We start from the raw sequence: 13,697 nt of genomic DNA, 5'->3' as shown, positions 1-13,697 counted from the left end.
CGTTTTAATTATCCTTTAACCATGGAAAGTAACATTTTGAACCGTTTGATAGCATGTAGAGCGTGTGGTACATTGGCCGGCATAATGATGGTCTGTCCGGCTTTTAGAATGTGAGGTTGCCGGTTAATTGAAATCTCGGCTTGGCCGTCCAAAACCTGAACTACAGCATTGTAAGGCGAAGTATGCTCTGTTAGTCCCTGACCCTCATCAAACGAAAAGAGAGTTAGGTTACCGGAATCTGTTTTAATCACTTGTTTACTAACCACACCACCTTCGGCATAATCAATCATCTGTTCCAGATTGAGAACAGTTCCTTTTTCAAAACCTATATTCATCTTTCTCTAATTTATATGTTTATTTGATAAACAGCCGCGAGACATAGAAAGTTGCTGTTTTTTTGTAAGTTTGCATTCTATGAAAAATATAAAGAATCTACTGATAGATATGGGCGGAGTGCTGATAGACCTGAATCGCCCGCGTTGCATCGCTTCGTTCGAAAATATTGGAATAAGTGACATCCGCAGTCTGATTACCACAACCTACCTGCAGGAAGGGCTTTTTATGAAGATAGAGGAGGGAAGTATTACGCCCGACCAGTTTCGTGATGGGATCCGTAAGCTTAGTAATCAACCCCTTTCCGATCAGCAAATAGACGATGCGTGGATCTCTATGCTGGATCATATGCCGCCCGCACGATTGGAACTGTTACTTGAGTTGCGAAATAAATACAATGTTATGTTATTAAGCAATACCAACGCAATACACTGGGATTGGATATGCCGTAACCGCTTCTCGTGGAATGGACATACACCTTCCGATTATTTTCACACCTGTTACCTGTCGTACCAGCTTGGTATGCTGAAACCCTATCCGGATATATTTAATCACGTTGTAAAGGATGCCGGAATACTTCCTGCAGAAACTCTCTTGATAGACGATGCAGTTCCCAACTGCGAAACAGCGGCCTCCCTTGGATTTAAAACCTATACGCCAAAGGATTTTGAAGACTGGTCGCATCTTTTTAGCTGAGATTCTATACAATTACAATCTATAATAAACCTGAATAAATTATGAATCACCAGATAGTCATCCTAGGAAAAGAAATTTTGTCGGTTTACCACGGGATAAAGGAGTTTGGACCAGATATGGTTCACTTTGTATGCACGGAAGAAACCAACCAATTGCCCGATCGCATTTTGCCTTTGTTACCTTCATCCATTCAACATAAAATCTATCATGTACAACCCTATGATGCGCGTACAGTTGCGCAGGTTTGTGAACAGATCCAGAAAGAGAATGAAGGCTTTTACGCCTATAATCTATCTGAAGGGACGAAGCTGATGACACTGGGTGCTATCTATATCGTGCGTAAATATCAGGCAAAAGCCTTCTATCTTACGCCGAACAGAGAGATTGTTCATCTGGACACACTCGAAAAAGAGTTGATGCATACCACGCTCGAAAACCATGAAATTGTTTCACTCAGCGGCAATCACCTGGCCGAATATCATAATGCCAAAGATTTGGCTGAGGCAGATATCGATGCTTCGGCATCCATAAAAAACTTTATTGAGCAACATCCTAAAGAGCACGCTAGATTGCAGAAGTTTTTTGGTATCTTTTGTCGTCGCGACCTGATTAACCTGCCGGCATCTAAACTCTTTCAAGACGGATTGAGATACAAACAGCGGGACGGATCATTATTTATTTACAAAGAGAACCAACCGTTGTTGAAATTACCGCATACCAATGCCTGTCATCTTTATTTTGAAGGTCGCTGGTGGGAAACACTGGTGGCCAATCAGGTACGTATCTGGAGTAATAAACAATCGTCCCCACGCGAAGTATGGCAAAGCGTACTTTTTCAATCCAATAAACAAGATACAAGAACCAAGAATGAAGTGGACGTACTGCTAAACAACGAACTCAAACTAATGTTTATCGAATGTAAGTCGGGCTACGTAAGTCAGAACGACATCTACAAAATTGATGCAGTGAGGGAAACCTACGGAGGAGATATTTCACAGGCGGTATTGGCCTCATATTATCCCATAGCCATAGATTTACAGGATAAATGTGCCGACCTTCAGATATATCTTTTTGCTCCCAAAACAGCCGATCAGCGAATTGATTTTATTTATACCTTGCCCGATCGTCTGGACGAATGGAGTGGGGCCCTGATTCTTTAAAACCGAACAAAGTATATGCTCACCATTGCTCCATTAAAATAATTAAATAAAAGATAATGAGTGTTTTGAATGTTGTAAATTTGTCAGAAATGCGGACAGGATTTACAGTTCTAACGTGTCAAAAATACAGCCGTTTGCTCTGGCACACGGTTTGTATTTTTGATGGTGAAACGAGTTGTTTATGCAACCCGCAATCAAAACAAACAGAATGTTGGACAATTTAATATTGGAGGATTTAATTATGATGCCTGTTAGAAGATCTCAGAATTGGTTACCAAGTATTTTCAACGATTTCTTTGAAAATCAATGGATGGAGCGAGTAAATACAACTACTCCGGCTATCAATGTATTTGAAACTGACAACGAATTCAAGGTTGAAGTAGCAGCTCCGGGATTAAAGAAAGAAGACCTTACCATTCGTTTGGATCAAGACAATCAGTTGAACATAACGATGGAGAAAAAGGACGAACGGAACGAGGAAAAAAAGAACGGTCGTTACTTACGCCGTGAATTCAATTATTCTAAATTTCAGCAGAACTTGATTTTGCCTGATGAAATTGAGAAAGATAAAATCGAAGCAAAAGTAGAAGAGGGAGTTCTTACAATTACAATTCCTAAAAAGGTATATAACGAAAAAGAACAATCCGTGCAGTTGATAGAAATTAAGTAACTGTTTTGTGTAAACGTAAAAGGGGAGGAGCTACAACTTGTAAACTCTTCCCCTTTTTATGTCTTTTTATGTAATCAACGTTTGTTCAGTATATCAATCAGTTGGGCATCAGACAGACCTTCACCGTAAGTTGCGTAATCCAACCGGAAACTACATCCGTTTTTATATTCGGAGCAACCATAGGCAGTTTTCCCTCTCAATATCGATCCTTTACGGCACATGGGGCATATTGGTTTGGTTTCAGCAGGAGCTGTTTCTTCTTTAACCGGTTTCTCTTTGGGCTTAGACTTTGTCTTCTTTTTCCCTTTTTCGGCAGCCGACTTTTCTTCCACCGCTTCCTGTATGGTAATGGTGCGTGCACTCGTATCCGAAAAAACATTCGATACAATCTGGTACACCAGCTGTTTTAACTCTTCCAGAAAGGTGCGGGCTTCGTAGGTTCCCTTTTCAATCTGTCTTAATTTCTTTTCCCACAATCCGGTAAGTTCGGCACTTTTGAGCAGTTCTTCCTGAATGGTGCCGATTAGTTCCATACCGGTAGGAGTGGCAATCAGGTTTTTCTTTTCCTTACGCACGTAGTTACGCTTGAACAATGTTTCTATGATTGCTGCGCGGGTAGACGGGCGACCAATCCCATTTTCTTTTAAAGCATCCCGAAGTTCGTCGTTATCTACAAGCTTACCTGCAGTCTCCATGGCACGTAATAAAGTAGCCTCGGTATAGGGCTTGGGGGCTTGCGTCCATTTTTCGCCCAGAATAGGTTCGTGAGGACCTCTTTCGCCTTTAACAAACTCGGGCAAGATACCCTCTTCCTCACTCGGTTCGGCATCCGGATCCTTTTGTTCGGCACCAAACACCACACGCCATCCCGGCTCCAGAATCTGTTTTCCTGTAACCTTAAATTCCACTTTCCCCACTTTGCCCAGTACGGTTGTGGTAGAAATCTGGCAATCCGGATAAAAAGCTGCTACGAAGCGTCGGGCAACCAGGTCGTATACCTTTCGCTCGTTTTCCGAAAGATTAATAGGACGTACCCCTGTGGGAATGATAGCATGGTGATCGGTAACCTTGGTATCATCGAAAACTTTCTTGCTTTTTGGTAATTTCTTTCCCAGTAAGGGGGTGATAAGTTCGGCGTAATCGGTCATACCCTTTAACGTATTGGGTACTTTGGGATATATATCGTCGCTCAGGAAGGTTGTATCCACACGCGGATAGGTAGTCACCTTCTTTTCGTAAAGAGACTGTATCAATTTAAGTGTGTCTTCAGCCGAAAAAGCAAATTTCTTATTACACTCAACCTGCAAAGAGGTAAGGTCGAACAGACGCGGAGGATATTCTTTACCCTTTTTCTCCGAAGTATCCGTTACCTCAAAATCTTCCTCCTTAACCACGGTAAGGAAGTTTTCGCCCTCGGTTTTATCCGTAAATTTTCCTTTGGTAGACGAAAAGGTAGTGTTTCTGTACACCGTCTTCAGTTCCCAATAGGGTTCGGGAGTGAAGTTGGCAATCTCATTTTGTCTGTTTACTATCAAAGCCAGGGTAGGGGTCTGCACACGACCTATGGAAAGTACCTGACGGTTTTGTCCGTACTTCAGCGTGTACAAGCGTGTTGCATTCATACCTAACAACCAATCGCCAATTGCGCGCGACAGTCCGGCTTCGTATAATTTATTGAAAGATTCCTGTTCTTTAAGTTTTTGAAACCCTTCGCGAATCGCTTCTTCAGTAAGTGATGAGATCCACAAACGGTAAACCGGACAAGTAACGCCGGCTTTTTGCATCACCCAACGTTGTATAAGTTCACCTTCCTGCCCGGCATCACCGCAGTTAATCACCATTTCGGCATTTTGCATCAGTTTCTCTATTACCTGAAACTGCTCTACATACGAGGGAGAATCTATAAGTTTGATCCCGAATCTGGGAGGAATCATAGGCAAGGAGCTGAGTGACCAGCGCTTCCATTCGGGCGTATATTCGTGAGGTTCTTTAAGGGTACAAAGATGGCCGAATGTCCAGGTAACCTGATATCCGTTACCCTCAATATAGCCTTTCATTTTGTTCTTTGCCCCCAGAACCTCTGCTATTTCGCGCGCCACACTGGGCTTTTCCGCAATACATACTTTCATGGGGGCAAAGATACAATATTTTAATAATAGATATAGCGAAGTATTAAGAGTACAGTAAGAATATATAGTGTAATCGATACCTCTTTATATCTGCCGGTAAGTAATTTCAATATGGCGTAGCTCATCATACCCAATGCCATACCTTCGGCAATTGAGTAACTGAGTACCATAAAGAGAATAGTTGCAAATACAGGTAATGTTTCGGTAACATCATCAAATTCAACTTTGCGAATCGAATCCATCATAAATACTCCAACCATCACCAGAGCTCCGGTAGTAGCAGCACTTGGAACTAAAAGGAATACCGGAGCAAACAACAAGGCAACCAGAAATAGACCACCTGTTACTGCAGCAGTCATACCCGAACGTCCGCCTTCTGCAATACCTGCAGCACTTTCAACGTAGGTAGTAACTGTAGAAGTACCGCAAACAGCCCCAACGCTAGTACCAATAGCATCGGCAAGCAACGCTTCCTTCATGCGGGGAACATTTCCTTTTTCATCCATCATTTCTGTTTTCGCTAATGCACCTACCAATGTACCGATAGTGTTGAACAGATCGATAAACACAAGCAGCATTACGATGAAGAACATATCCAGATTCAATAACGACTTAAAGTCGAAATGCATGAATGTGGGTTCCATAGAAGGGGGTATAGAAATAGGAGAGAAATTCTCGGGCAAAGTAGTTACTCCCATTGGAATGCCAATGGCAGTACAGATAAGAATGGTATAAAATAAAGCACCCTTAACGCCTTTTGCCATCAAGACTCCCGAAAGGATAATTCCGATAACTGCAACTAAAGAAACATTGGTGAATGAGCCTAAAGCAACCAAAGTAGCCGGATTGTCTACAATAATACCCGAGTTTTTCAATCCGATAAAAGCGATAAACATACCGATACCCACAGACATGGCATAACGCAAGTTAAGTGGAATACAGTTAACCACCTTTTCACGAATATTCAAAACGGTAATAATAATAAAGATTATACCTTCTGCAAATACAGCAGCAAGAGCTGTCTGCCAGCTATATCCCATACCTAATACTAAGGTAAACGCAAAAAATGCATTCAATCCCATACCCGGCGCCTGCGCAAAAGGTAATTTAGCCAGGAAAGCAATAAGTAAGGTAGCAATTGCCGAAGCAAGGGCTGTAGCCGTAAAAACAGCACCTTTGTCCATTCCTGTGGCACTCAGAATATCCGGGTTTACAGCCAGAATATAGCTCATGGTAAGAAACGTGGTAACGCCCGCAAGTATCTCGGTACGTACCTTCATGGTTTTAGGATTGAACCCAACCAGTTTATGAAAGAATGAGGTTTCCATAATTAATTAAATGACCATTTTAGAGCCAACGTAGGAATCATATAGAACTTATTATTTTCGCCAAACTTGTTCCAAACAAAGTTGTTGCTGATTTCAACCTCCGAACCAACGCTGAGGTTAAACGCCGGATCCACACCTTTCAACTTGTTAAAGTTAAGCCAGATCTGAGGCTCTGAAAGGAAGATGATGTTTGTATTCTCTCTCCATAAGTCGGCAAACCCTGTAAATGTACCGGCACCTTTAGCAAAATGAATATACCATGTACCAGTAACCTGGAAATTGTTGGGTTTATATGACTTTTGGATATATTTATACATTGCCTGTAATCCAAAACCTTTTGTAAAATCGCCGTTGTTGTAATTATAAGCGATACCGGCCAGGTAAGCGTTTGAATAAGGATACTGACCGCGGCCACCGTTGTACTCGATATGAGCGGCAAGAGGACCTTCCCAAAACTTCAGTTCGCGTGCAATTTCCCAATAGGCACTTTGAACACCTTTGTTGTTATAATCGAAATCCAGAAAAAAAAACGTACTACCCCATTTGTCTGGTTTAAACATTTCAACGGTTGTAGTAGTAGCTGGTCTACCGTCCAGTTTGTCGTACAATGCACTTCCGAAATCATAGTGCAACTGAACGTTCTGAGCCTTAGCACCCAAGGCCACCAATAAGATTGCTGCGATGGTAAAGAATTTTTTCATCGAATTTAATTCTGTTAATTAATAATTTATATGCTAAAATTAAGGGATCAAAGGTATGAAAAAATGTTTATTCCACGCAACTATTATTAAGGTTTTGAAACGCATTTTTCACATTTCACCCTTTTCAATCTGCGCCGTAACATACATGCCGGGGCGGAAATTAGGGTCTTCGCTTATAACTTTGGCAAATACTTCCAGCGAACGGCTTGTTTCATCTACCTCTTGTCCGATAGAAATAAGTTTGGCTTCGAAAGTTTTGGTACCCATTCCGTTTACTCTAAACCAGACTTTTGCACCCAGACGGATATCTTTCAGGTCTTTTTCGTACGTGGTGAGTCGTAGAAGCGTTTCTTGCTTGTTTATAATCTCACATAGTATGTCTCCCTCATTCAGGTATTTGCCCACATTTACCTTAACCTTGCCGATGTATCCATTTACAGGAGCTTTTATTTCCAGAGCAGGTGTGATACCATTTTTCAACAGCGACTGGGTTGAGATTCCCAACAACGACAACTGGGCTGCTGCGGCTTCCATTTTGCTTTTCATCGATAGATAATCGGCTTTGCTTTGTTCCAGTTTCTTTACAGAAGCAACCTCCTCTTTGGAGAGAACTAACTGCCGGTTGTATTCCGATTTCAGATATTCGGTCTGCGCCTGACTTTCAAGAAAGGTTTGCTGCAAGGATATAAAATCGAGGTTGTCGAGTGTGGCAAGCAACGTTCCCTTTTTTACATAACTACCGGGAAGCAGGTTTGTCGAACGGATAATTCCACCCATCAGCATCGTAACCGAAGCAAAGTTCTGGGGTGGAATAATCAATGTACCGTTAAAAGATACTTTGTTTATAGCAGTAGCAGCTGTAGTCCCATCAATTGCAGTCGAATCGTACGGTTGACTGTAGGCAGACGAATCCGGTGAAATAACGGTTACTGAATCGGCCGTAACGGAAGTCGGCATCTCCTGCTTCGTATCAGAAGACGAATTGCAGGACGTTAGTATGGCAAGTACGCAAAGAAAAGTATGTTTCATAGTTGTAATTTTTACTTATATAATTCGCTTTCCAAGACTGCTATGTTGTATAGATAAACTGTTTCAAGATATCCCTTTTTAATAGACAATGCACTGTTTACACTTTGAATAAACTGTGTGATATCCGTATCACTGGCTTTTAACTGTAATGATGCAGCTTTTATAAGATTCTCCGCTTCAGGCAATGCAGATACGGTATAGTACCGGATACTCTCTCCATGCCGCAACAGTTCGGCATTAAGCTCTTCCTGTTTATTTAAAAGCTCTTTTTCCCCATATTCCTGTCTGATCTGCTGGATATGATATTCGATGCTGGCCTGTTTGATGCGGCTCTGCTGACCTGTAAAGAAAAGAGGGAATGATACACCTACCATCCAGGAATTGAGTCCTTTGAGGGGTAGGATATCCTGGCGGACATATCCGATGGATAGTTCCGGGAAAAATCGGCTTTGTTCAATCCGCAACAGCGCTTTTTTCTCTTCAGTCTGACTCTGCAACAGATTCATGCGGATATTCTGCCCGGCAGGCTGCTTTTCTATGGGCAGAAGCGTAAGCATCTTATCGGCAGGTACTATGTCCTCGTCGGTATAACAAGCCCATTTTAAACGTATAGCTGCCATCCGAAGCTCTTCATTAGCCTGAAACAATTTGTTCCGCATCTCTGCAGCCATCGTATTGCACATGCTTTTTTCCAGCAATGTGATATCCCCTTGTTCGTAACGGATTTCTCCGGCCCGTTGCAAACGCCCGGCCATTTCGGCCTGTTGTTTGTATAGCTCCTGCTGCTCGCGGGCAAACAGATAATAACACCAGGCCCGTTTTATTTCGGCAACCACCTCTTTTTCTACAATTTCTCTAGAATACCTGCCGGATGTAACTTGCTTATTTACCAATGCATTTCTGTAAAAGGGAGTCAGCAGTGAGCCTATTTCCTGCGTAAATTCCATTTGTCGGTCTTTCCGTGTCTCACCGTTTAGCTGTCCCCACGAATATGTAAACGAAGTGGGCGCCAACTCCCATGCTTCGTTGCGTGCACTGCGATACTTTTCTGTCTCTGCAACTGCCATTTTAAGTCGGGGATGATTCATTTTTCCCATCGTGATGGCATCGCTAAGCATTACCTCTTTCTGTGCCTGCAGAGGTAGAGCAGCAAAAAGCAATAAAGAGAAGAACAGGAATTTCTTAAATTTTGTCCTTTTCAAGGTCGCCGTGCTGTTTACAATTCTGTAAAATACTGGAATGATAAGCAACGTGAGTGCAGTTGAAACAAGCAATCCCCCAATCACTACCGTTGCCAGAGGCCGCTGCACTTCGGCGCCGGCACTGGTTGCAATGGCCATGGGCACAAAACCGAGCGAAGCAACCAATCCGGTAAGAAATACCGGACGTAGCAGGTGCGGACACCCTTCGGCTATAATCCGGTTGGTTGTTTTTGTATATTGCGATGAATGCCTGAAGGCATTGAAATGATTTATCATTAAAATACCATTCAGCACAGCCACACCAAATAGAGCGATAAAACCTACACCGGCAGAAATACTGAATGGCAACCCTCTTAACCATAGAGCGACAATACCGCCGATTAGTGAAAGCGGAACGGTGCTGAATACGAGCAAAGAATAAACAACACTTTTGAAAGAGAAAAACAGAAGCAGTAATATAAGCATCAATGCTACCGGAATAACGATCAGCAGTGTTTTTATGGCGTTCTGAAGATTTTCAAACTGACCGCCGTATTCAAAATAATAACCGGGTTTCAATTTGATGTTCTTATCCAGGGTGGATTGAATATTTGCCACCACCTGCTGTATGTCGCCCTCCCGTACGTTTACGCCAATCACAATCCTTCGTTTGGTGGCATCGCGGTTAATCTGCAGCGGACCGTTTTTCAGTTCGATCCAGGCAATTTCGCTTACAGGAATCTGAACACCCTCTGCCGTACGCACAAATAACTTGTCCAGGTTAAGGTCGGACACCTTATCCTTGTCCAGCCGGAGCACCAGGTCAAACCGTCTTTCATTCTCGAACACCACACCGGCTATCTCGCCGGCATATGCGGTACGTATCAATGTATTCAATTCCTGGATATTCATACCGTACCGGGCAATTTTGCTGCGGTCGTACGAAATAAGCAACTGCGGCAGACCCATGGCCTGTTCCACCAGCACATCGGCAGCTCCGGGAACTTTCTCTACATAGGTGGCTGCCTCTTTTGCCCTTGCATATAACTCTTCCATATCTTCTCCATACAATTTAATGGCTATGTCGGCCTTGGCTCCCGTCATCAATTCATTGAACCGTAGCTGGATAGGCTGACTGAAATTGAATTCGGCACCGGTAACAGGCGCCAAAGCGTCCTTCATCTTTTGAACCATCTCCGCCCGGCTCGAGGCACTGGTCCACTCCTTAAAAGGCTTCATAACAATCATAATATCGGCATCTTCCACCGCCATGGGATCTGTAGGCACTTCGGCCGTTCCAATTTTAGCCACTACGTGTACAATTTCAGGAAACTTATCCATCAGGACTTTTTCGGCCTGGTTGCTGATTGCAATACTTTGACTAAGCGAACTGCCCGCCGGTAAAGTCATCTGCATGGCAAAATCGCCTTCATCCATCGTTGGAATAAACTCGGCGCCCAAACGGGTAAATAAAATCAGACTGCCAGCCATGGCTGCCAAGGCAGTTGCGATAAAAGCCGTTTTATGATGCATACACCAGTTCAAGGTCTTCTGGTAATACACATTCAACCAGTCGAAGAAACGATCTGCCAGCGTACGCGTCTGCTTAAGCTCTTTTTTTAGAAACAGCGAAGCCATCATAGGTACATACGTAAGCGACAATATCAATGCCCCCAGAATACAGAATACCAGTGTTTTGGCCATAGGTATAAAATACTTACCCTCTATGCCCTGCAAAGTCAGAATCGGAAAGTACACAATCAGGATGATGCCAACGGCAAATGTGGCAGAGCGAACTACCTGGCCGGCACCAGTTTCGATTTCACGATCCATCATCTCCTGCGACAGATTCCTGCCAACCATACTCTTTCCATACAGGTGAGCCAAAATACCCTCTACAATTACGATGGAACCATCTACCACAATCCCAAAGTCGATCGCCCCCAAACTCATCAGGTTTGCCGAAACATTAAACAACCGCATCAGGATAAAGCCAAATAACATGGACAGGGGAATAACAGATGCCACGATCATTCCGGCACGTACATTCCCTAAAAAGACAATAAGAACCAGAAAAACAATAATAGCGCCCTCGATCAAATTAAATACAACGGTGGAGATATTTCGGTTAACCAAATTAGATCTGTTCAGATAAGGCTGGATGGATACACCTTCGGGCAACATCTTTTGCAGTTTTTCCACCCGGCTTTCCAGTTCGCGGGTCACCACGTTGGCATTCGCACCTTTCAGCATCATGGCGATACCTCCTACACATTCCCCTTTTCCATCCTTCGTCATCGCCCCAAATCGCTTGGGAGCCCCAAGCCGTACCAGACCAACATCATTGATATGCACCGGAATCCCATTCCGGTTCGTAATTACAATTTGTTCGATATCGGATGGCCGGGTAATCATCCCTTCGGCCCTTATATAATAAGCTTTTTTATCTTTTTCGATATAGCTGCCCCCGGTGTTCTGATTGTTCTTTGCCAGTGCCTCGTACACATCGCCGATTGTGATGTTAAGCGAGAAAAGCGCCGACGGATCTACCGCTACTTCGTACTGTTTCACATAGCCGCCAAAACTGTTAATCTCAACAATCCCGGGGATACCGGACAGTTGTCTTTTAACAATCCAATCCTGAATGGTACGCAACTCCATGGCGTTGTACTTATCTTTGAATTTAGGATCTACTTCGAGGGTGTATTGGTAAATTTCACCCAGTCCCGTTGTGATAGGCATGAGTTGGGGAACACCCAGTTCGGGTGGGATCTCGCCCGATACAGCCTGTATCTGTTCGTTTATGAGCTGCCTGGCATCCAATGTCTTTACATGATCTTTAAACACTACCGTAACCAGAGACAGACCGAAGCGCGAGACCGAACGAATCTCCACAACGTTCATGATGTTACTCATGGCAACTTCGATAGGGAAGGTGATGAGCTGTTCCACCTCCTGAGGAGCCAATGAGGGTGAAACAGTTACAATCTGCACCTGATTATTGGTGATGTCTGGTACGGCATCAATAGGCAGGGTGAGCATAGCATATACTCCGCCAATAAGCAGAAAAAGTGTGGTTAAGCCCACAAAAAATTTATTCTTAATAGAAAATCGGACAATCGAAGCAAGCATAATTCTGTATGTTTAAGGTCACCCAAAGATACATAAATAAAACGAAGTTAAAAACTATTTACGAATCAAAATCAGCTATAATCCTAATTATTTATATACATGTATTTAAATAATGATATACCCGTTGGCGGAATTAATTCACTAAAAAATGTCAGGAAATAAGTTGTGCATATCATTGATTATTAGTATTTTAATGGTGATCAAACTATTAATATACAGCTCAATTATGCACAACTTATATGCAATATTCGCTAAATTTCTTGATATATGCAAGATGTTTTCTGCTGATTTAGTAAACGAAAAAGGGAATATACCTCGCAGAGGAGTCGTCCCGAAGTTCTCTGACTTAGAAGTGATCAGTTTAAGCCTTGCTGCCGAATCAATAGGTATAGATAGTGAAAGCTTTTTGTTTTCTAAATTAAATGAATACAAAGATGATTTTTCTTCTCTCATATCCCGTCGTCAATATAATGATCGCAGGAAGCTCACTATCGGCTTATGTAATCAGGTGCGTGAAAGAATTGCATCAAAAGTTGATGGTGGAGAAGCTATTTTCTGTATTGATTCTATGCCAATTGAAGTCTGTCGTCCCATAAGGTCAAAACGTTGTAAAATGGGAAAGAATAATTATGATAAAGCTCCCAATTATGGCTATTGTGCTTCACAGGGTAAACATTATTACGGATATAAATTACATTCTCTCTGTGGGTTGAGCGGTGTCATACACTCTTTTGACCTGACAAAGGCGAGTGTTCACGACATTCATTATTTGAAAGACGTAAAGTGTAACTTTCAGAATTGCACCATCATCGGTGATCGTGGATATATTGGAGCAGCCATACAACTTGATTTATTTGAAAAAGCTAATATCAAGTTGGAAGTTCCATATCGGTCGAATCAAAAAGATTGGAAACCTGTATTTAGTCCATTTGCTAAAGCAAGGAAAAGGGTTGAAACGCTTTTTGCACAATTATGCGATCAATTTATGATAATCAGAAATTACGCAAAACAAACAGAAGGATTGTTTACCAGAATTACGGGGAAAATTAGTGCACTTACAATCCTTCAATATATAAACAAGATTAATAACAAACCCATTGGACAAATTAAATATGCACTAATTTAATTCCGCCAACGGGTAATGATATAGATGGTTTTATCAGCTGCATTTCCCCGTTTTCTGTAGAATTAAACCACACGTTCTACAGCATTTCCACACATTATCAAAGATGTAATAATTTGTGGTTAATTGATTTACATGATTGATATATAGTGTTTTGTTTGTATTTGAAATGTATTATCAGATGTCTTGGCACGGTCTTTTCATATTACTTTAGT

General features: G+C 42.3%; 10 protein-coding genes. 4 read left to right on the top strand and 6 right to left on the bottom strand.

Annotated elements, in window-relative coordinates; all coding sequences use genetic code 11:
- Positions 1-8: 8 nt before the first annotated feature.
- Positions 9-335, bottom strand: a complete 327-nt coding sequence (locus F5613_RS01320) for a cupin domain-containing protein (RefSeq protein WP_068185403.1) — start codon at positions 333-335, stop codon at positions 9-11.
- A 79-nt stretch (positions 336-414) separates the two neighbouring features.
- Between F5613_RS01320 and F5613_RS01315 the strand changes: the two genes are divergently transcribed.
- From F5613_RS01315 to F5613_RS01305, 3 genes are all read left to right on the top strand, one after another.
- Positions 415-1,029 carry an HAD family hydrolase gene (locus tag F5613_RS01315; protein WP_179398375.1) on the top strand — a complete coding sequence of 205 codons (615 nt, stop codon included), beginning with the start codon at positions 415-417 and terminating at the stop codon, positions 1,027-1,029.
- A gap of 41 nt (positions 1,030-1,070) precedes the next feature.
- The gene (locus tag F5613_RS01310) at positions 1,071-2,189 is read left to right on the top strand and encodes a Card1-like endonuclease domain-containing protein (RefSeq protein WP_179398374.1); all 1,119 of its coding nucleotides are present in this window, start codon (positions 1,071-1,073) and stop codon (positions 2,187-2,189) included.
- A 241-nt stretch (positions 2,190-2,430) separates the two neighbouring features.
- Entirely contained in the window at positions 2,431-2,859 is a 429-nt protein-coding gene (locus F5613_RS01305; RefSeq protein ID WP_079683192.1) for an Hsp20/alpha crystallin family protein, read from the top strand.
- A gap of 74 nt (positions 2,860-2,933) precedes the next feature.
- Here F5613_RS01305 and F5613_RS01300 read toward each other — a convergent pair whose 3' ends face one another.
- From F5613_RS01300 to F5613_RS01280, 5 genes are all read right to left on the bottom strand, one after another.
- The gene (locus F5613_RS01300) at positions 2,934-4,988 is read right to left on the bottom strand and encodes a DNA topoisomerase 3 (protein WP_179398373.1); all 2,055 of its coding nucleotides are present in this window, start codon (positions 4,986-4,988) and stop codon (positions 2,934-2,936) included.
- A 20-nt stretch (positions 4,989-5,008) separates the two neighbouring features.
- Positions 5,009-6,316 (bottom strand): NCS2 family permease, encoded by a 1,308-nt coding sequence (locus F5613_RS01295; RefSeq protein WP_179398372.1) that lies wholly within the window; start codon positions 6,314-6,316, stop codon positions 5,009-5,011.
- Between the two features lie 2 nt (positions 6,317-6,318).
- Positions 6,319-7,017 (bottom strand): nucleoside-specific channel-forming Tsx family protein, encoded by a 699-nt coding sequence (locus tag F5613_RS01290; RefSeq protein ID WP_179398371.1) that lies wholly within the window; start codon positions 7,015-7,017, stop codon positions 6,319-6,321.
- Positions 7,018-7,125: 108 nt separating this feature from the next.
- Positions 7,126-8,046 carry an efflux RND transporter periplasmic adaptor subunit gene (locus tag F5613_RS01285; protein WP_179398370.1) on the bottom strand — a complete coding sequence of 307 codons (921 nt, stop codon included), beginning with the start codon at positions 8,044-8,046 and terminating at the stop codon, positions 7,126-7,128.
- An 11-nt stretch (positions 8,047-8,057) separates the two neighbouring features.
- Entirely contained in the window at positions 8,058-12,359 is a 4,302-nt protein-coding gene (locus F5613_RS01280; RefSeq protein ID WP_179398369.1) for a CusA/CzcA family heavy metal efflux RND transporter, read from the bottom strand.
- Positions 12,360-12,507: 148 nt separating this feature from the next.
- Between F5613_RS01280 and F5613_RS01275 the strand changes: the two genes are divergently transcribed.
- The gene (locus F5613_RS01275) at positions 12,508-13,485 is read left to right on the top strand and encodes an IS982 family transposase (RefSeq protein ID WP_034753041.1); all 978 of its coding nucleotides are present in this window, start codon (positions 12,508-12,510) and stop codon (positions 13,483-13,485) included.
- Positions 13,486-13,697 lie beyond the last annotated feature (212 nt).

The sequence above is a fragment of the Macellibacteroides fermentans genome (assembly GCF_013409575.1).
Taxonomy (GTDB): domain Bacteria; phylum Bacteroidota; class Bacteroidia; order Bacteroidales; family Tannerellaceae; genus Macellibacteroides; species Macellibacteroides fermentans.
The sequence above is the reverse complement of the archived record's forward strand: the minus strand, read 5'-3'. Positions and strand labels throughout refer to the sequence as shown.

Excerpts from the sequence above, each read along its gene's own strand:
- F5613_RS01285 (WP_179398370.1), bottom strand. The coding sequence starts at position 8,046 with ATGAAACATACTTTTCTTTGCGTACTTGCCATACTAACGTCCTGCAAT.
- F5613_RS01310 (WP_179398374.1), top strand. The coding sequence starts at position 1,071 with ATGAATCACCAGATAGTCATCCTAGGAAAAGAAATTTTGTCGGTTTAC.
- F5613_RS01275 (WP_034753041.1), top strand. The coding sequence starts at position 12,508 with ATGTCAGGAAATAAGTTGTGCATATCATTGATTATTAGTATTTTAATG.
- F5613_RS01305 (WP_079683192.1), top strand. The coding sequence starts at position 2,431 with ATGATGCCTGTTAGAAGATCTCAGAATTGGTTACCAAGTATTTTCAAC.
- F5613_RS01280 (WP_179398369.1), bottom strand. The coding sequence starts at position 12,359 with ATGCTTGCTTCGATTGTCCGATTTTCTATTAAGAATAAATTTTTTGTG.
- F5613_RS01320 (WP_068185403.1), bottom strand. The coding sequence starts at position 335 with ATGAATATAGGTTTTGAAAAAGGAACTGTTCTCAATCTGGAACAGATG.
- F5613_RS01315 (WP_179398375.1), top strand. The coding sequence starts at position 415 with ATGAAAAATATAAAGAATCTACTGATAGATATGGGCGGAGTGCTGATA.
- F5613_RS01290 (WP_179398371.1), bottom strand. The coding sequence starts at position 7,017 with ATGAAAAAATTCTTTACCATCGCAGCAATCTTATTGGTGGCCTTGGGT.
- F5613_RS01295 (WP_179398372.1), bottom strand. The coding sequence starts at position 6,316 with ATGGAAACCTCATTCTTTCATAAACTGGTTGGGTTCAATCCTAAAACC.
- F5613_RS01300 (WP_179398373.1), bottom strand. The coding sequence starts at position 4,988 with ATGAAAGTATGTATTGCGGAAAAGCCCAGTGTGGCGCGCGAAATAGCA.